Raw genomic sequence first — 18,139 nt, 5'->3', positions numbered from 1 at the left:
TTCCTAGTTCACGTTGTCCGGGTGGGACCCGGTCCGATGGTGCCGTTCGAGCGCGGCTATGCCGTCCATGTCCGCGGCGTCCAGTTCAAAATCAAAGACAGCATAGTTTTCCTTGATCCGTCCTGCCGAGCTTGCCTTGGGGATGACCAGGTTCCCCAGTTGCAGATGCCAACGCAAAATGACCTGTGCCGGAGTTCTTCCGTACTTATCGGCGAGCGACACAATGGCAGGGTCAGCCAGGACCTGCCCGCGGCCGAGGGGGCTCCAAGCCTCGGTGGCGATTCCCAACTGATCATGCAAGGTCCGCAGTCTGGTTTGCTGCAGCCAAGGGTGCAGCTCGATCTGGTTGACCGCGGGGACAACTTCTGCCTTCTGCATGAGTTCTTCAAGGTGTCCGGGCTGGAAATTGGAAACACCGATCGCCCGCACTTTGCCCTCCCGGTACAGGGTCTCCAATGCTTTGTAGGTCTCTGCAAACAGTCCCCGCCCGGCACAGGGCCAGTGGATGAGATAGAGGTCCACAAAGTCCAGCCCGAGGTTGGAGATGGAGGTATCGAACGCCCGGAGCGTGGCATCGTAGCCGTGGTCATCGTTCCATACCTTGGTGGTGACGAAGACGTCTTCGCGCGCAAGTGCGTGCACGGATTCGCCGGAGCCTCCGGTACCTCTGTTCGCTTCAGCGGCGTCTCCGATCGCACCGCCAAGCGCCCGGCCCACCCCCACTTCGTTGCCGTACATCGCTGCTGTATCGAATCTCCGGTAGCCCTCGCCCAAGGCTGTGGCAACCAATGCCTCGGCGTCTGTGGCGGGAACTTTGTAGAGTCCGTATCCCATGCGGTCCATCTGTACGCCGTTGTTGAGTGCCAACTTGTTCGATGTCAGCTTGGTGGGGGATCTCATAGCAACGACTCTACCCATTCCTTGCACGATTGCTTCAGGAATGGTTGTTGAAACTCACCAGGCGTCGGGCTGAGGCTTCGTCCAGAATAAGGTCAGTTGCCAGTCCTGCTGCCAGGGCTCCCTGGAGTCCGTTGATCTTGGAGGCCCCGGAGACCACGCAAATCCGGCGCCTGACTTGGCGCAACTGTTCATGGCTTGGACCGGTTGACCTCGCATTCAAGGTGATGCCGTCCGATGACCCATCGCTCCGGAAGAAGACGGTCGCCACGTCGCCAACGACGTCGTCTGCGGCCAGCATGGTGAGATCGTATTCATCGAGGTAACCACCGGCGTACACGTGGCTGGGGTAGTCCGAATCAACGGATCCGACGCCGAAAATGGCGATGCTCATGCGGGCCTGCAAGTCCAGGATGCGTTGAACGCTGCGCTCATTCCACATGGCGGTCTTGGTGGAGGCATGATCAAAAAAGGCCGGAACAGGGAACTGCTCCACGCGCGCACCGTACGCGCTGCCGAAGCGTCTCATGATGTCGCTGGCATAGGTAATGCCGGTGGTTTGCATGTTTCCGGCGCCGTTGAGTTGAACCACGATGCTGTCATGGGTGACCTTGCGGGTTAGGTGCCGGCTGACCGCGCTCAGTGTTGCGCCCCAGGCGACGCCGATGATGGCATTTGAGTCCACAAGGGGTCCGATTGTTCGTGCAGCCTGCATGGCTACGCGGTCCAGGGTCTCTGCTTCGTTGAGAGTATCCAGCACCGGAACCACGTGGACGTCCACTCCGTATTGGTTCCGGATCTGGCTTTCCAGCTCCGGGCCGGTATCAAAAGGGCTTCGAATCTGGACCTGAACCAAGCCGGTTTCCCGCGCCGAGGACAACAGTCTGGACACTGTGGATCGGGACGTCCGGAGCTCGCGGGCAATAGCATCCATGGTCAGGTCCTGCAGGTAATACATCTGTGCAGCCCGGAGTGCATCCGAGTGACGTGATCGTGCCATCTCATTTCCTTCCTGCACGTTTGTGCAAATAGCTTGACTCCATTTTCCACCTTCGCCAGATTAGTGGTGAACGGTGCAGCAGCGAGTGGCGCGGCGCACGAACCAAGCCCAAGGGAGCAGTTTTGGGACACAACAAGATTTCCGGTACCTCACAGCACACACAGCGCGACTCCGTCGTTGCACTGCAGGAGCGGCCCTCGGCCAAGGTACTCATCATCGGCGGTGGCATCAATGGTGTCGGAACGTTCCGCGATCTTGCCCTTCAAGGCGTCGACGTGGCGCTTGTTGAACGCGGGGATTACTGCCAAGGTGCCAGCGGCGCTTCTTCGCACATGATCCACGGCGGCATCCGCTACCTGGAAAACGGCGAGTTCCGCCTGGTCCAGGAATCAGTGGTTGAGCGCAACCGCCTCCTGCGGATTGCGCCGCACTACGTGAAGCCACTGCAGACCACCATCCCCATCTTCAGCACGTTCTCAGGCATCTTGTCCGCACCCATGCGCTTCCTCACCCACAAACAGGGCAAGCCCAAGGAGCGCGGCGCGTTCCTCATCAAGGTTGGCCTGAGCATGTACGACTTCTTCTCCCGCGACGGCGGAAGCGTACCCCGCCACCAGTTCCGCGGCCGCACCAGGGCCTTGGCCGAGCTTCCCAAGCTTCACTCCGGTATCAAGTACGCGGCTACCTACTTTGATGCCTCGGTTCACAACCCGGAACGCCTCACCCTTGATGTCCTGCAGGACGGAGAAAAGGCAGGCCGCGGCGGGGGCCTGCCGGGAGGAAGCGCCCGCGCCAGCAACTACGTCTCGCTCGTGTCCATGGGCTCGGACGGAGCCCGGCTTCGTGATGAACTGACCGGCAAGGAATTCGACTTCCAGGCTGACGTCATCGTCAACACCACAGGTGCCTGGGTAGACCTCACCAACCAATCCATGGGGGCCGTCAGCAAGTTCATGGGAGGCACCAAGGGATCCCACATCGTCCTGGACCACCCGGAACTGCTCGCAGCATGCAACGGCCGGGAAATCTTCTTCGAGCACACCGACGGCCGCATCGTCCTCATCTACCCCATGGGAGACCGCGTCCTGGTAGGTACCACGGACGTGGACGCTGATATGTCCGAAGACGCAGTGTGCACCGAAGAAGAAATCGACTACTTCTTCGACCTCGTCGGCCACGTGTTCCCCACCATCAAGGTGGAACGCGAACAGATCGTCTACAGCTTCGCTGGCGTCCGCCCGTTGCCTCGCCACGACGAAACCCAGCCGGGATTCGTCTCACGCGACTACCGCATCGAACGCAGCGTACGCACCGGCCGCGACGCCGTCACAACGCCGGGCGGTAAGGCCGCCGTCGTCCTCAGCTTGGTGGGCGGCAAGTGGACCACCTTCCGCGCCCTGGCCGAACACATGACCAACGACGTCCTCCGCGAACTGGGCATGGAACGGAAAGTCTCGACGGCGAAGCTCGCCATCGGCGGCGGCGCCGGCTTCCCGGCCACTGAACAAGGCGAACAGGAATGGATCAAAAAGCACATGGGTCCTGGCCTGGACGCCGACCGCGTAGCTGTCCTGCTGACCCGCTACGGAACCCGGGCAGATGCAGTTATCGAGTACCTGAACGCGGGACAGGACACGCTGCTGCGTGCCACGCGCGAGCTCAGTGTCCGGGAGCTGACTTACATGGCAGAACACGAGCAAATCGGGCACCTGGTGGATGTCCTCATCCGCAGGACCTCGCTGGCATTCCGTGGGCTGGTTACCGGCGAGCTGCTCAACGAGATCGCTGCAGCATTGGCCGAGCCGCTCGGTTGGGACGCAGCCACCCGTGAAGCGGAAATCCGCCACGCCCAGGAAGTACTGCAGCGGTTCCACAAGGTTGACGTGCACAGTCTCGTAGCCTGAGCACAAGCAGCGGAAAACAGCTTGACCGTCCCAGCGTGCGGTAGGGACGGAATGGGGTAGGTGGGCCCGCCAGGGGACCACCACGCCGGGACGGTTCCGGAGACAACGGAACCGTCCCAACAGCCTCTTCACCCGCGAGGAGGCTGACAACAGAAAAATGAGGAGTCAAAGATGTCTCTTGGAATTGTTTTCCTTTCCGAAGTATTCGGAACCATGATGCTGACCCTGCTGGGTTGTGGCGTCGTGGCAAACGTTGCGCTCAAAGGCACCAAGGGCAACAACGGTGGATTCTTGATGGTGACGTGGGGCTGGGGTATTGCGGTCTTCGCGGGCGTTTTCGTGGCTGCAAAGTCCGGTGCGCACCTTAACCCGGCTGTCACCCTGGGCCTGCTGGTCAATCAAAAAGCAGAGTACGCCCCCGGTGTGCCCGTCGATTTCGCGTCCACCCTGACGTACTTCGGTGCTGAACTACTGGGCGCTTTCCTGGGCGCAGTTGTCTGCTGGCTCGCTTACAAGCAGCACTTCGATGAAGAACCCCTCGCTGCGAACAAGCTGGGCACCTTCTCCACCGGTCCGGCCATCCGTTCCACCCCGTGGAACCTCATCACAGAAATCATCGGCACGTTCGTCCTGGTCTTCGTCATCCTGACCTTCGGCGGCACACCCTCCGGCCTCGGCCCGCTTGCCGTTGCACTGCTTGTTGTCGGTATCGGCGTTTCCCTCGGTGGTCCCACCGGCTACGCCATTAACCCTGCACGTGACCTCGGCCCCCGCATCGCCCACGCCCTCCTCCCCATCAAGGGCAAGGGCAGCAGCGACTGGGCCTACTCCTGGATCCCGGTGGTCGGACCGCTGGTTGGTGGCGCCCTCGCAGGGCTCGTGGCCTTGTGGGTTCCCGACATCATGCCTGCACTCGCCGGCTAATACTGCAAACACTCGCAACACCCATCCGCACGTCGTAAATCACCACCTGAGCACCAACAACAAAAGACAAGGACGTCACCATGAATCAATACGTCATCGCCATCGACCAAGGCACCACCAGCTCCCGCGCCATCGTCTTCGACCACGCGGGCAACATCGTCTCCACCGGCCAGATGGAGCACGAGCAGATCTTCCCCCAGGCCGGCTGGGTGGAGCACAACCCCGCCGAGATCTGGAACAACACCCGCGAAGTAATTGCTGCCGCCCTGTCCAAGGCGAACCTGACCCGGCACGACATCGCCGCCGTCGGCATCACCAACCAGCGCGAAACCGCTGTCGTCTGGGACAAGAACACCGGCGAGGCCGTCTACAACGCCATCGTCTGGCAGGACACCCGCACGCAGCCCATCGTCGACGAACTGGCACAGGACGGGGGAGTGGAACGCTTCAAACAGAAGGTCGGGCTGCCCTTGGCCACCTACTTCTCCGGTACCAAGATCAAGTGGATCCTGGACAACGTGGACGGTGCCCGGGAGCGCGCCGAGGCCGGCGACCTTCTCTTCGGCAACACCGATGCCTGGGTTCTGTGGAACCTGACCGGCGGCGTCGACGGCGGTGTACACGTCACCGATGTCACCAACGCCTCCCGCACCCTGTTCATGGATCTCGAGACCCTGCAATGGGACCAGGAAATCCTGGACATCTTCGGTGTACCGGCGTCCATGATGCCCGCCATCAAGTCCTCCTCCGAGGTCTACGGCCACGTCCACACCTCGCAACTGCTCCGGGAAACGCCTGTAGCAGGCATCCTCGGTGACCAGCAGGCGGCAACTTTTGGCCAGGCCGCGTTCCAGCCCGGCGAAGCCAAAAACACCTACGGCACCGGCTGTTTCCTGATCTTCAACACCGGCGAGGAAATCGTTCACTCCAAGAACGGCCTCCTCACCACCCTCGGATACAAGCTGGGCGACGCCAAGCCGCACTACGCGCTTGAAGGCTCCATCGCCGTCACCGGGTCCCTGATCCAGTGGCTCCGCGACAACCTCGGCATGATCAGCTCCGCCCCTGAGGTGGAGGAACTCGCTGCCGGCGTAAAGGACAACGGCGGCGTTTACATCGTCCCGGCCTTCTCAGGCCTGTTCGCACCCTACTGGCGGGCAGACGCACGCGGCGCCATCGTGGGCCTCACGCGTTTCGCCAACAAGGGCCACATCGCCCGTGCGGCACTGGAGGCCACCGCCTTCCAGACCCGCGAGGTCCTCGACGCCGTCAACGCAGACTCGGGAGTTCCGCTCACCGAGCTGAAGGTCGACGGCGGCATGGTCGCCAACGAGGCACTCATGCAGTTCCAGGCAGACATCCTGGGCGTGCCGGTGGTCCGTCCGAAAGTTGTTGAAACAACGGCCCTCGGTGCTGCGTACGCAGCCGGCCTGGCCGTCGGATTCTGGAAAGACCTGGGCGAGCTCAGCGCCAACTGGAACGAAGACAAGCGCTGGGAGCCGCAGCTGCCGGCAGAAGAGCAGGAGCGTCAGCTGCGGCTCTGGAAGAAGGCCGTGACAAAGTCCATGGACTGGGTCGACGAGGACGTTAAGTAGTCTGACCTGACGTTGACGGCAGCCGCGCCTGCCCCGCCCGCTTCGCGGTGCCCACCACACCCGGGCGAGGCGCGGCTGCCGTCAACTCAACCATCAGCTCTGTAAGCCGCTCGATGCGAACTGGGAGTTTAATCGTGCGCTATTGTAGATCTATGCGTGCGATCCTTCTGCTTAGCTAGCCGCCCGGCAATACATAGCCGTGCGGCCGCCCCTCCATTGTTGAGGGGCTTTTGTGTGTCCGGGACATTCCGGTGCCAGAGCAGGAGTCAGAACCGCCATCGAAGAACAGAAGAGGGCAGCAGTGAGCGTTCAGCCGGAGACAACCGGAACAGCACCAACAGCCGCAGCCGAAGCGCCCGAAGAGGGCGTCTACAGCTTCGCTGCGATGGAAGCCAAATGGCCGCAGGTATGGGAGGACCTCAAAGTCTTCACGCCTGCCGACGACGGTTCGCGGGAACGCCGCTACGTGTTGGACATGTTCCCCTACCCCTCCGGCGACCTCCACATGGGCCACGCCGAAGCGTTCGCAATGGGTGACGTCGTTGCGCGTTACCTGCGCCAGAAGGGCTTCGACGTTCTGCACCCCATCGGATGGGACTCGTTCGGTCTGCCCGCGGAGAACGCTGCGATCAAACGAAACGCCCACCCCAGCGAGTGGACGTACGCCAATATCGATACCCAGGCGGCCTCGTTCAAGCGCTACGCCATCTCTGCCGACTGGTCCCGCCGCATCCACACATCGGACCCCGAGTACTACCGGTGGACGCAGTGGCTGTTCAAGCGCTTCTACGAGCGTGGCCTGGCCTACCGCAAGGACTCGCCCGTCAACTGGTGCCCCAAGGACCTCACCGTCCTGGCTAACGAGCAAGTAGTCAATGGGGCTTGTGAGCGCTGCGGAACTGCTGTCACCAAAAAGTCCCTGAACCAGTGGTACTTCAAGATCACCGACTACGCCGACCGTCTGCTCGAGGACATGGACCAGCTCCAGGGCCACTGGCCCGAGCGCGTTCTGGCCATGCAGCGCAACTGGATCGGCCGCTCAGAGGGCGCCCACGTGCGCTTCGTCATCGAAGCCACGCAAGACCGTGCCGAGCGCGAAGTCACCGTGTTCACTACGCGGCCGGACACCCTCTACGGTGCAACGTTCTTCGTGGTTGCAGCAGATGCACACTTGGCGCTGGACCTGGTAACCCCGGAACAACATGATGAACTCATGGCCTACCGCGAAAAGGTCAAGGCGCTCTCGGAAATCGAGCGCCAGTCCACCGAGCGCGAGAAGACCGGCGTCTTCACCGGCCGCTACGCCATCAACCCCCTCAACGGCGAAAAGCTGCCGGTGTGGGCCGCTGACTACGTCCTGGCGGACTACGGCACTGGTGCCATCATGGCCGTGCCGGCGCACGACCAGCGTGACCTCGACTTTGCCAGGACTTTCGGACTTCCCGTCCGCGCTGTCCTGGACACCGGCGCCGAAGATCCGGCGGAGACGGGCGTTGCCACTGCTGGCGAAGGCACGCTCAAGAACTCCGGCGAACTGGACGGGCTCACCAAGTCTGAAGGCATCCCCGCAGCGATTGAGATCCTTGAGAAGCTTGGAACCGGCGAGAAGTTCGTCAACTTCCGGCTGCGTGACTGGCTGCTGAGCCGTCAACGCTTCTGGGGTACTCCCATCCCCATCATCCACTGCGGTGAATGTGGCGAAGTCCCTGTGCCCGATGACCAGCTCCCAGTCAGGTTGCCGGACAATTTGCGCGGTGAGGCGTTGTCGCCCAAGGGAACTTCGCCGCTGGCCGCCGCCGTCGAGTGGGTCAACGTTGAATGCCCCAACTGCGGACGAGCTGCGCAGCGGGACACCGACACCATGGACACGTTTGTGGACTCGTCCTGGTACTTCCTGCGGTTCGTGTCACCCGACTTCACCGAGGGCCCGTTTGATCCCGACAAGATCAACAACTGGATGCCGGTAGGACAGTATGTGGGCGGTGTGGAGCACGCCATCCTGCACCTCCTCTATGCGCGCTTCTTCACCAAGGTCATCAAAGACATTGGCCTGATTGAAGCCAACGAACCGTTCTCAGCACTGCTCAACCAGGGGCAGGTACTCAACGGTGGCAAGGCCATGAGCAAATCCCTCGGCAACGGTGTGGATTTGGGCGAGCAGTTGGACAAGTTCGGCGTGGACGCCGTCCGTCTCACCATGGTCTTTGCCTCCCCGCCGGAGGACGACGTCGACTGGGCCGACGTTTCGCCGTCGGGTTCGGCCAAGTTCCTCGCCCGTGCCTGGCGCCTTGGCCAGGACGTCAGCAGCGAACCCGGTGTCGATCCTGCTACCGGTGACCGGGCCCTGCGCACGGTCACGCACAAAACCATCGCCGACGCCGCCGAACTGTTGGACAACAACAAGTTCAATGTGGTGGTTGCCCGCCTGATGGAGTTGGTCAACGCAACCCGTAAAACCATCGACTCGGGTGCAGGTGCCGCTGACCCGGCCGTTCGTGAAGCGGTGGAAGCCGTTGCAGTGATCCTGAGCCTCTTCGCGCCCTACACCGCTGAAGACCTGTGGAACACCCTCGGTCACCCGGCTTCAGTAGCAAATGCAGGCTGGCCGAAGCACGACGACGCACTGCTGGTGCAGGACACCGTCACTGCTGTGGTTCAGGTCCAAGGTAAGGTTCGTGACCGCTTGGACGTTTCGCCGGACATCACGGAGGACGAACTGCGTGAGCTCGCCCTGGCCTCGGACAACGTCCAGCGCGCCTTGGACGGCCGCGGTATCCGCACCGTCATCGTGCGGGCACCTAAACTGGTGAACATCGTTCCTGCCTAGCAGGGACAGTGCGGCCGCCGGCAGACTGCCGGCGGCCGGCCATCATCTTTGGAGGTCGCGTGCCTGAGCGAGAACCACCCGCATGGATTTGGCTCAAGGAAAGAGTGGCGCGTCTTCGCCAGCCCACGGCGCCGGTTACTGTGGCGGACGTGCCGTTGGCCGCCGTCGTCAAAACCGCAATCGTTACTGATTCCGCGGCTGCCCTGCCGCCGGACTGGGTGTCCGCCTTCACGGCCGATGGGCGCCTCGCCGTTGTTCCCATGCCAGTGATGGTAGGGACCGAAATCTACGGTGAGGGCGAAGACGACATCACCCAAACCCTGTCGCTGGCTCTCGCGTCAGGCGCCTCGGTGAAAACGTCACGGCCATCGCCCGGGCAGTTTGAGCAGGCGTACCTCGCTGCGCAACGCCGGGGTTTCGAATCCGTGGTGTCCATCCATATTTCTTCCGAACTCTCCGGAACCGCCGATGCCGCAAGGCTGGCCGCTGCGAGGGTCACCATTCCGGTCGAAATAGTGGATTCGCGCACGGTGGGAATGGCCCAGGGAATGGGCGTGCAGAGTGCCGTCGTAGCGGCAGCCGATGGTCAGGGGGCGGCCGAAGTCCGCGGTTTCGCGGAAAAGCGCATGGAGCGCACGAAGGTCTATTTTTACGTGCCCAGCCTCGAGCAACTGAGGCGGGGTGGCCGGATCGGTGCGGCAGCATCCCTGTTCGGTACCGTCCTGGCTATAAAGCCCATACTGGCGGTGGACGACGGAAGGATCGTCCCGCTGGAAAAGGTCCGTTCCGCTGTGCGCGCCATAGCTCGCCTTGAGGAGATTGTTGCCGCCGACGTGGCCTCCAGGCCGGCCGGCCAGCAAAGGTTGGCGGTTCACCATTTTGGTAATCAACTGGAAGCCGAAGCTTTGGCGGCCCGCTTGAACGAGAAATGCCCGGAGTGCCCGGCGCCCCAAATCAGCGCTCTCCCGGCCGTGTTGGCAGCACATGCAGGACTGGGCGTGCTCGCGGTCATCGTTGGGGAGAGCAGCACGCCAACGGACTGATCCTTGGGCTCTCTTATCCACATAGGGCACCTCACCCCCATCGTTCCCGCAGTACGAGCCATAGGCTCGAAAGATGCCACGCCGGAACCGGGATGCCTCCCCAGATGCCGCCATGCAGGCAGCCCGTCAGCGTTACGCATCCCGCTTGGGTACGGATACCCAAACCCTTCCGCTGCTGCAGTTGCCCCAAGGCTCCGGGCAGGCCTTTGATGATTCAAACCCTGAAAGCCGCGTGCATCACGCACGCACCCGGTGGCGGACCCCGTGGCCGGTTGCTGTCCTCCTGGTCATCGTAGGAGTTGGCTTTATCGCCTGGCACTTATGGCAGTCTGCTGTGGGACAGTCCAGTTCCGAACCCCTGAGTCCCACGTTTTCTTCCGGACCTGCTGTGCCGGAGTCATCGGAGTCACCGCAAGCGGCTGCCTCCGGGAGCGTGGTCGTACACGTGGCCGGTGCGGTACATAAGCCCGGAATCGTGTCATTGCCGCAAGGCAGCAGGGTCTTTCAGGCAATAGAAGCCGCCGGGGGTGCTGTACCCAACGCGGAACTCAATGGTCTCAACCTTGCTGAGGTGCTAAGTGACGGCCTCAAAGTTCATGTGCCGCTGATCGGCGAGATGCAATCCGCACCTTCTCCACTTGCCGGCGGTTCCCTCAGCCCCGGTGGAACCGCCGCCCCTACGGCAAAGGGGGCCAAGGTCAACATCAACACTGCATCGTTGGAGGAACTGGGCACCCTACCCAGAGTGGGGCCCGTGACTGCGCAAGGAATCATTGACTGGCGGAAAGAGCATGGCCCCTTCGCTTCTGTAGATGAACTTGACGCCGTTGACGGCATTGGACCCAAACTCATGGAGTCCCTCAAAGAACTTGTGACGGTCCAGGGTGGCTGAGTCAGCGGGGGTGGCCGGGGTCGCCCGGACTCGAGGCGGCTCTGGTTCATCAAAGCGCGCGGATTTGAGACTGGTCCCTGCCGTGCTGGTCACCTGGTCCATTGCTTGCGCAGGATCCCTCATCGCTGCAGCATGGTCCGCAGCACTGGCGGGAGTCTTGGCGCTGGTGGTGGTATTGCTGCTGCTCAGGACATGGCGGCACCGGCGGGCAGTGCCACGGGCAAGAACAATTTCTGCAACCCTGGCCGTGGCATCCGTCCTGGGTGCAGCCGTGGCTGTTAGTTGTGCTGTCACCGCCAACACGCAAGAAGGTGGGCCGTTGGCTAAAGCTGTGGCGGAAGGAAACGGTGTCCTCCTTGAAGTTCGAATCACCGGAGTTCCTGCGGAGGTGTCTGCGCCGGGCCATTCAGGTGGAAACCGGTGGTCGGTGGCCGCGGGTTTGGTCAAGGTCACGTCCAAGGGTTCTGTGACACAAGGCTCTGCGGACGTGATGGTGGTCGGCGGAAGTGGCTGGCAAGACGTACAGCCCGGGCAGATCGTCAGAACCTCAGGAACGTTGAAGGCTGTGCGGGAGGGACAAGAGCAGGCGGCCCTCTTGTCCGCATCATCCGCACCCGTTGTCATCGCTTCTGGATTTGATGTCCGCCAGTCCGCCGCCGAGGCAAGAAGACAATTCGTCGCGGCCTCTGCATGGTTGCCTTCGGACCCGGCCGGTCTGATGCCCGGAATGGTCACCGGGGATACCAGTGCGCTCCCGGAGAGTCTAGAGGCAGATATGAAGACAACAGGAATGACGCACCTCACTGCCGTCAGCGGGGCGAATTGTAGTTTGCTGCTGGGTGGCTTCATCCTGTTGGCTAGATGCCTCAGGGTAAGCCGTCCGGTAGCCGGCGCTATTGCTGTGTGCGGACTGATGGCTTTTGTTGTCCTGGTAGGTCCGGAGCCGAGCGTTCTACGAGCTTCCGTCATGGGGAGCGTAGGCCTGGCAGCCATGGTGGGGGGCTTGAGGGGGCGATCCCTGACCTTCCTTTGCGTGGCCACCATCACCCTGCTGCTGCTGGATCCGAGCATGGCGTTAAACGTCGGGTTCCTGCTCTCTGTTCTGGCAACTCTGGGTATCGTCTTGCTGGCCGCCCGAATTGCCTCATGGATTCCTTCCGTGGTGCCGCGCTGGCTGGCCGCGGGTATTGCGGTACCGCTCTCCGCGCAAGTGCTGTGCGGTCCGGTCCTCGCGGCCCTCCAGCCGCAGTTCACACCCTATGCCCTGATCACCAACGTAGTGGCTGGTCCGTTGATAGCGCCGGTAACCATCTTTGGAACCATTGCCGTTCCAATTGCCACCCTTTTTCCGTGGTTGGCGGTGGTGCCCGTCGCTGTGGCTGGAGTCTGCGCGGGAGCGGTGGCCGGGATAGCGCGGTTCTTCGCCCATTTGCCCGGGGCGGCACTGCCGTGGGCCGAGGGCCCGGCCGGAGTCATTGCCATGGTGGCTCTTTCAGTTTTATCAGTAGCGGTGTTCTGGATGATGCTGCACCCGACAGGAGTCATGTATCACGTCAGGATGCTGCACCGCGCGGTGATGCTGACGCTGGAGCGCGGTGCCAGGGGTAAACATGGCAGACTTGAATCCTGCAATAAACCGTCCGGAAGGAACTACCAGTGGCTGCTGCCCAAAACACCCGGGCCAAGAGCGTCGCGGCAAACACCGTCAGCTGGCGGGATGCCGCGCCGGCTGCCGTAGTCCTGATCGTGGGCCCGGAAGAGTATCTGGGGATCCGCGCAATGGACGGCATCCGTAGCCACGTGCGAAGTGCTAACCCGGAGGTTGAGCTCAGTCGGCTGAACGCGGGCTCCTACGAGTCCGGATCCCTGGCCATGACCGTGACGCCGTCCCTCTTCGGCGAGGGAAAGCTCATTGAGGTTGAGGGCCTTGAGGCAATGAACGACGCCTTTCTGGCCGACGGATTGGCCTACCTCCGGCATCCGGACCCGGACGTAGTCCTCGTCCTTCGCCACGCCGGGGGAGTCCGGGGCAAGAAGCTCCTCGACGCCGTGAAGTCCGCCGGCTGGCCCGTCATTGACTGTCAACCGCTTAAGAAGGACTCTGACAAGACCGCGTTTGTCGTCTCGGAGTTCAGGGCTGGCGGACGACGCATAGAGGGCGAAGCTGTCCAGGCATTGGTGAACGCGGTGGGTGCCAATCTGTCCGAGCTTGCTGCTGCCTGCAGCCAGCTCATTGCCGATGCCACCACTGCTGTCACGGCCGAAACCGTGGAACGCTACTACGGTGGCAGGGTGGAAGCCACGGCCTTCAAAGTTGCCGATGCCGCCATGGCCGGCAACGGGCCGGTGGCCTTATCCACCCTGCGGCACGCCCTGGCCACCGGTGTTGATCCGGTTCCCTTGGTAGCGGCTCTTGCTGCCAAACTGCGGACCTTGGCCAAAGTTGCCGGCGCCAATGGTTCGCCGGCCACCATTGCCAGGAATCTGGGAATGCAGCCGTGGCTTGTGGAGCAGGCGCAGCGGGATGTCAGGCGCTGGACCCCTGAAGGCTTGATCCGCTCCATCCAAGTCATTGCAGAAGCCGATGCCCAAGTGAAAGGCGAGTCACGGGACCCTGTCTACGCAGTTGAGCACGCGGTCACGGTAATTGCCACCTCGGCCAGTCGCCGCTGATGTCGGCCGCGGCCTGTGCGCGTCGGTGCTGACTGGTCTGCATAACTCAAAGGCCGGTTAAACCCAAAGGCCGGCACCCACTGGGCGCCGGCCTTTTGATCAGCTCAGTCGAACTGGAAAAACCTTAGAGTGCGTTGACCTTCTTGGAGATCGCCGACTTGCGGTTTGCAGCGTTGTTCTTGTGAATAACGCCCTTGCTGACAGCCTTGTCCAGCTTGCGGCTGGCAGCAACAAGTGCAGTTCCAGCAGCATCCTTGTCAGCAGACTCAACGGCGGTGTTGACGGCGCGGATGGCCGTCTTCAGCTCAGACTTGACGGCGTTGTTACGCAGGCGAGCCTTCTCGTTGGTGAGGATGCGCTTCTTCTGGGACTTGATATTAGCCACGTATGAACTCTCTTTTTAATGCGGAAATGGTCTAGAGGGTTTTCAGGTTGGCCATCGACTGAGCGGCGTGGGGATGCCTATGGCAGCCAACCATGTGTGGCCGTCGACCTGCACGGACACACAGCTATAAAGGATAGCAGAAAGTCGGGACTCGCGCCGACTCCTGGTCTCAGTGCAGCTAATGCCGCTCTTGAAGGGCGCGGACTACCTCTTGGAATTGAGCCTTTTCCAGGACGGCGCCTTCGCGCCGGACGGCCTCAGGATCCAGGCGAATGATGCGGCCCACGTTGATCTCACTTGGCCTGCCTTGCCGATCCCAGGAACCTGCACCGATATCAACGTAGTTTCCGGCCCTGTTGCCGTTGTCGTGGTCCTTGGAGGTCAGCATGAGCCCTAGAAGCCACTGCCCGTCCCGCCCAATGAGGAGTACGGGGCGGTCTTTTCCTTTAGTGTGGTCTTCTTCGTACGGGACCCAGCTCCACACGATCTCACCAGGATCCGGTTGGCCATCGGGCTTGGGGGAGTAGCTGACCCTGACCGAACCGCGAAAGTCGCCGGGGTAGGGACCCGGTTGACGCTCGACGGCGGTCCGCCGGCTTCGCTGGCTGGAGGGACCTTGACCGGTGGCGCCGGAGGGGGTGCCGGCTTTGGTGGTGCTGCCTCCCAGAGCCTTGAGTGATCGCAGGAGGAGTTTGCCCAAGGGGCGCAAGTCGAAAGCCATGTGACAACGCTACAACCGTCTACGGCTGAAGCCGGGCACGCAATGTACGGCGAAGCGCCGGTTCATGGGAGACTAGAGGATCAGATGCGCGGCGTGTTCCGGCTGGCCTTTGCCCAGTTGCAGGAATTGCCGTGCGAGTGTCGACAGTAAGGATCCTGCGTGTCTCCCATGGCCCGCACCGCACCGGTGCCCGCCGCAACAGATCCGGCCATCATCCGGAACTTCTGCATTATTGCCCACATCGACCACGGTAAGTCCACCCTGGCCGACCGCATGCTGCAGTACACCGGCGTCGTTCAGCAACGCGACATGAAGGCCCAGTATCTGGACCGTATGGATATCGAACGTGAGCGCGGCATCACCATCAAGTCCCAGGCTGTCCGCATGCCGTGGGAACTCGATGGCCAGAGCTATGCGCTCAACATGATCGATACACCCGGCCACGTTGACTTCACCTACGAGGTCTCCCGCTCCTTGGCGGCCTGTGAAGGTGCAGTGCTGCTGGTGGATGCTGCCCAAGGTATCGAGGCTCAGACTCTTGCCAACCTTTACTTGGCGATGGAAAACAACCTCACCATCATTCCCGTGCTGAACAAGATCGACCTCCCGGCCGCCCAGCCTGAGAAGTACGCGGCGGAGCTTGCCAACCTCATCGGTGGTGACCCTGAGGACGTCCTCAAGGTTTCCGGCAAAACCGGCGTAGGCGTAGAGGCGCTGCTGGATAAAATCGTCCGCGACCTCCCCGGCCCCGTGGGCGATCCCAATGCTCCGGCCCGTGCCATGATCTTCGATTCTGTGTATGACACTTACCGCGGCGTCATTACCTACGTCCGAGTGGTGGACGGCATGCTGCATCCCCGCGAACGCATCCAGATGATGTCCACCCGGGCTACTCACGAACTCCTGGAAATTGGTGTCAGCTCCCCGGAGCCCACACCTTCCAAAGGCCTGGGTGTGGGGGAAGTGGGATACCTGATTACCGGTGTAAAGGACGTCCGTCAGTCCAAGGTGGGCGATACTGTCACCAACCTCGCCAAACCCGCGTCGGAGTCGCTGAGCGGTTACGCTGACGCCAAGCCGATGGTCTTCTCCGGTCTTTACCCCTTGGACGGTACGGACTACCCGGTCCTGCGTGACGCTCTTGAAAAGCTGATGCTTAACGACGCTGCGCTTGTCTATGAGCCGGAGACGTCCGCTGCACTGGGCTTCGGCTTCCGCGTTGGATTCCTGGGCCTTCTGCACCTCGAAATCACGCGTGATCGACTCGAACGCGAGTACAACCTGGACCTTATCTCCACTGCACCCAACGTGGAGTATGAGGTAACGCTTGAGGACAAGAAGGTCATCCACGTCACCAACCCGAGCGAATACCCCACCGGTAAGATCTCCGAGGTCCGGGAGCCCATGGTGTCCGCCACCATCCTCGCTCCTAACGAGTTTGTCGGTTCCATCATGGAACTGTGCCAAAGCCGCCGTGGCCAGATGCGAGGCATGGACTATTTGTCCGAGGACCGCGTTGAACTCCGCTACTGGATCCCGTTGGCCGAGATCGTTTTCGACTTCTTCGACCTCCTGAAGTCCAAGACGCGCGGTTACGCCTCACTGGACTGGAAGGCTGACGGCGAGCAGGTGGCCGATCTGGTCAAGGTCGACATCCTGCTGCAGGGTGAACAAGTTGATGCCTTCAGCGCCATCACCCACCGCGATAAGGCCTACGCCTACGGCGTGATGATGACCGGCAAGCTCCGTGAGCTGATTCCCCGGCAGCAATTCGAAGTGCCCATCCAGGCTGCCATCGGATCCCGCATCATTGCCCGCGAGAGCATCCGGGCCATCCGTAAGGACGTTCTTGCCAAGTGCTACGGCGGTGACATCACCCGTAAGCGCAAGCTGCTCGAGAAGCAGAAAGAGGGCAAGAAGCGCATGAAGATGGTCGGTCGCGTGGAGGTGCCCCAGGAGGCATTCATCGCAGCCCTGACCACCGATGAGTCCAAGGACAAGGCCAAGAAGTAAATGCCCAGCGTCCTCCCTTTGGGTGACCCGGCACCTGCGGATGGCATCTTGCCTCCGCAGGTGTTGGCCGGCGTCGAGCACCGCAAGTTCGGGCTCTATGTCCACATACCGTTCTGCGCCGTGCGCTGTGGCTACTGTGATTTCAACACTTACACTGCCACCGAACTCGGTGGCGGCGCCTCCCAGGACGCGTACGCCTCTACGGCGGTCTCTGAACTGGACTTCGCCTCTCTGGCACTGGACGCCTCGGGGTTACCCCGTCGTCCCCTCAGTACTGTTTTCTTTGGGGGTGGCACGCCCACCCTTCTCCCGGCAGAGGACCTGGCCCGGATCCTTAGGGCCGCCATCGGCCATTGGGGGCTGGAACCCGGCGCCGAGGTAACTACCGAAGCCAACCCGGATTCAGTAACTCCTGAATCCCTGAAGCTTTTGGCCGACGCAGGCTTCACCAGGGTCTCCTTCGGCATGCAGTCAGCCGTACCCCACGTGCTCAAGGTCCTGGACCGCACCCACACACCGAGCCGGGTGCCTCTTGTTGTGCAGTGGGCGCGGGAAGCCGGCCTCTCCGTGAGCCTGGACCTTATCTACGGCACCCCTGGAGAGTCCATGGGTGACTGGCAGCTGTCACTCGAAACCGCTTTGTCGTACCAGCCGGACCACATCAGTGCCTACGCTCTGATCGTTGAGGATGGCACTAAGCTGGCCGCCCAGATACGCCGGGGCGAGGTGCCCGGGATTGATGACGACGACCACGCCTCCAAATACGAGCTTGCCGACAAAATGATCTCCGAAGCGGGCTTGCACTGGTACGAGGTCAGCAACTGGTCGCGGACGCCGGACCAGGCTTGCCGGCACAATCTTGCCTACTGGCGGGGAGATGACTGGTGGGGCATCGGTCCAGGCGCCCACTCCCACGTGGGGGGTGTCCGGTGGTGGAACGTCAAGCACCCCACGGCGTACGCCTCGAGGCTCGGGAGCGCTAGCTCTCCGGCTGCCGGGCGGGAAACCCTCGATGCCGATACCCGGGAAGTCGAACGCATTATGCTGGAGGCACGGCTCGGCACAGGGTTGTCCGTAGATGCCTTGGACGCGATCGGACGGCACGCGATGGCCGGGCTTATTGCCGACGAATTGGTGGACCCTGTTCAGGCGTTCAAGGGCCGTTTGGTCCTTACGCTGAAGGGTCGTCTCCTGGCTGACGCCGTAGTTCGAAGGATCCTGCCCGACTGACCCGCGGGCTCATGCCCGTCGGAGCAAACAGTCCT

The 18,139-nt window shown here is 61.9% G+C and carries 14 protein-coding genes; 10 read left to right on the top strand and 4 right to left on the bottom strand.

All coding sequences use genetic code 11. The annotated features are described in order from the left end of the window. Positions 1-3: 3 nt before the first annotated feature. Both LDN70_RS11570 and LDN70_RS11565 read right to left on the bottom strand, forming a co-directional pair. The gene (locus tag LDN70_RS11570; protein ID WP_165450193.1) at positions 4-900 is read right to left on the bottom strand and encodes an aldo/keto reductase; all 897 of its coding nucleotides are present in this window, start codon (positions 898-900) and stop codon (positions 4-6) included. Positions 901-934: 34 nt separating this feature from the next. Then, positions 935-1,897 (bottom strand): sugar-binding transcriptional regulator, encoded by a 963-nt coding sequence (locus LDN70_RS11565; RefSeq protein ID WP_166840647.1) that lies wholly within the window; start codon positions 1,895-1,897, stop codon positions 935-937. A gap of 122 nt (positions 1,898-2,019) precedes the next feature. Here LDN70_RS11565 and LDN70_RS11560 point away from each other — a divergent pair, with 122 nt between their 5' ends. The 8 genes from LDN70_RS11560 to holA all read left to right on the top strand — a co-directional run bounded on the left by LDN70_RS11560 (position 2,020) and on the right by holA (position 13,755). Then, entirely contained in the window at positions 2,020-3,801 is a 1,782-nt protein-coding gene (locus LDN70_RS11560) for a glycerol-3-phosphate dehydrogenase/oxidase (RefSeq protein WP_142939096.1), read from the top strand. Between the two features lie 171 nt (positions 3,802-3,972). Further along, positions 3,973-4,725, top strand: a complete 753-nt coding sequence (locus LDN70_RS11555) for an MIP/aquaporin family protein (protein WP_142939097.1) — start codon at positions 3,973-3,975, stop codon at positions 4,723-4,725. An 80-nt stretch (positions 4,726-4,805) separates the two neighbouring features. Continuing rightward, complete coding sequence (gene glpK / locus LDN70_RS11550; RefSeq protein ID WP_223940379.1) at positions 4,806-6,320, top strand: glycerol kinase GlpK; 1,515 nt, start codon at positions 4,806-4,808, stop codon at positions 6,318-6,320. Positions 6,321-6,621: 301 nt separating this feature from the next. Then, complete coding sequence (gene leuS, locus LDN70_RS11545) at positions 6,622-9,147, top strand: leucine--tRNA ligase (protein WP_223940378.1); 2,526 nt, start codon at positions 6,622-6,624, stop codon at positions 9,145-9,147. A 59-nt stretch (positions 9,148-9,206) separates the two neighbouring features. Then, entirely contained in the window at positions 9,207-10,190 is a 984-nt protein-coding gene (locus LDN70_RS11540; protein WP_446698053.1) for a DegV family protein, read from the top strand. Positions 10,191-10,263: 73 nt separating this feature from the next. Then, positions 10,264-11,082, top strand: a complete 819-nt coding sequence (locus LDN70_RS11535; protein ID WP_223940377.1) for a helix-hairpin-helix domain-containing protein — start codon at positions 10,264-10,266, stop codon at positions 11,080-11,082. A gap of 64 nt (positions 11,083-11,146) precedes the next feature. Next, the gene (locus tag LDN70_RS11530; RefSeq protein WP_223940376.1) at positions 11,147-12,820 is read left to right on the top strand and encodes a ComEC/Rec2 family competence protein; all 1,674 of its coding nucleotides are present in this window, start codon (positions 11,147-11,149) and stop codon (positions 12,818-12,820) included. Further along, positions 12,739-13,755, top strand: coding sequence for a DNA polymerase III subunit delta (holA, locus tag LDN70_RS11525; protein ID WP_223940375.1), 1,017 nt, complete (start codon positions 12,739-12,741; stop codon positions 13,753-13,755). Before LDN70_RS11530 ends, holA begins: the two co-directional genes overlap by 82 nt. Before the next feature lie 124 nt (positions 13,756-13,879). On the opposite strand, the gene rpsT is transcribed toward holA, so the two are convergent. Further along, positions 13,880-14,140: a 30S ribosomal protein S20 gene (rpsT, locus tag LDN70_RS11520; protein ID WP_011774926.1), complete on the bottom strand. Its 261-nt coding sequence runs from the start codon at positions 14,138-14,140 to the stop codon at positions 13,880-13,882. 178 nt (positions 14,141-14,318) lie between these two features. Next, on the bottom strand, positions 14,319-14,861 hold the full coding sequence (locus LDN70_RS11515; protein ID WP_223940374.1) for a type II toxin-antitoxin system PemK/MazF family toxin: 543 nt from the start codon (positions 14,859-14,861) through the stop codon (positions 14,319-14,321). Between the two features lie 159 nt (positions 14,862-15,020). Between LDN70_RS11515 and lepA the strand changes: the two genes are divergently transcribed. Together lepA and hemW are read left to right on the top strand one after the other, a co-directional pair. Beyond that, on the top strand, positions 15,021-16,874 hold the full coding sequence (lepA, locus tag LDN70_RS11510) for a translation elongation factor 4 (RefSeq protein ID WP_187697191.1): 1,854 nt from the start codon (positions 15,021-15,023) through the stop codon (positions 16,872-16,874). Continuing rightward, positions 16,875-18,104, top strand: a complete 1,230-nt coding sequence (gene hemW, locus LDN70_RS11505) for a radical SAM family heme chaperone HemW (RefSeq protein WP_223940373.1) — start codon at positions 16,875-16,877, stop codon at positions 18,102-18,104. The last annotated feature ends 35 nt before the right edge of the window (positions 18,105-18,139 follow it).

Origin of the sequence: Arthrobacter sp. StoSoilB22 (assembly GCF_019977315.1) — a bacterium.
In the GTDB taxonomy this organism is placed as follows: Bacteria; Actinomycetota; Actinomycetes; order Actinomycetales; family Micrococcaceae; genus Arthrobacter.
The sequence above is the reverse complement of the archived record's forward strand: the minus strand, read 5'-3'. Positions and strand labels throughout refer to the sequence as shown.

Coding starts and splice junctions, on each gene's coding strand:
- hemW (WP_223940373.1), top strand. CDS start 16,875: ATGCCCAGCGTCCTCCCTTTGGGTGACCCGGCACCTGCGGATGGCATC.
- glpK (WP_223940379.1), top strand. CDS start 4,806: ATGAATCAATACGTCATCGCCATCGACCAAGGCACCACCAGCTCCCGC.
- LDN70_RS11565 (WP_166840647.1), bottom strand. CDS start 1,897: ATGGCACGATCACGTCACTCGGATGCACTCCGGGCTGCACAGATGTAT.
- LDN70_RS11535 (WP_223940377.1), top strand. CDS start 10,264: ATGCCACGCCGGAACCGGGATGCCTCCCCAGATGCCGCCATGCAGGCA.
- LDN70_RS11570 (WP_165450193.1), bottom strand. CDS start 900: ATGAGATCCCCCACCAAGCTGACATCGAACAAGTTGGCACTCAACAAC.
- LDN70_RS11555 (WP_142939097.1), top strand. CDS start 3,973: ATGTCTCTTGGAATTGTTTTCCTTTCCGAAGTATTCGGAACCATGATG.
- LDN70_RS11515 (WP_223940374.1), bottom strand. CDS start 14,861: ATGGCTTTCGACTTGCGCCCCTTGGGCAAACTCCTCCTGCGATCACTC.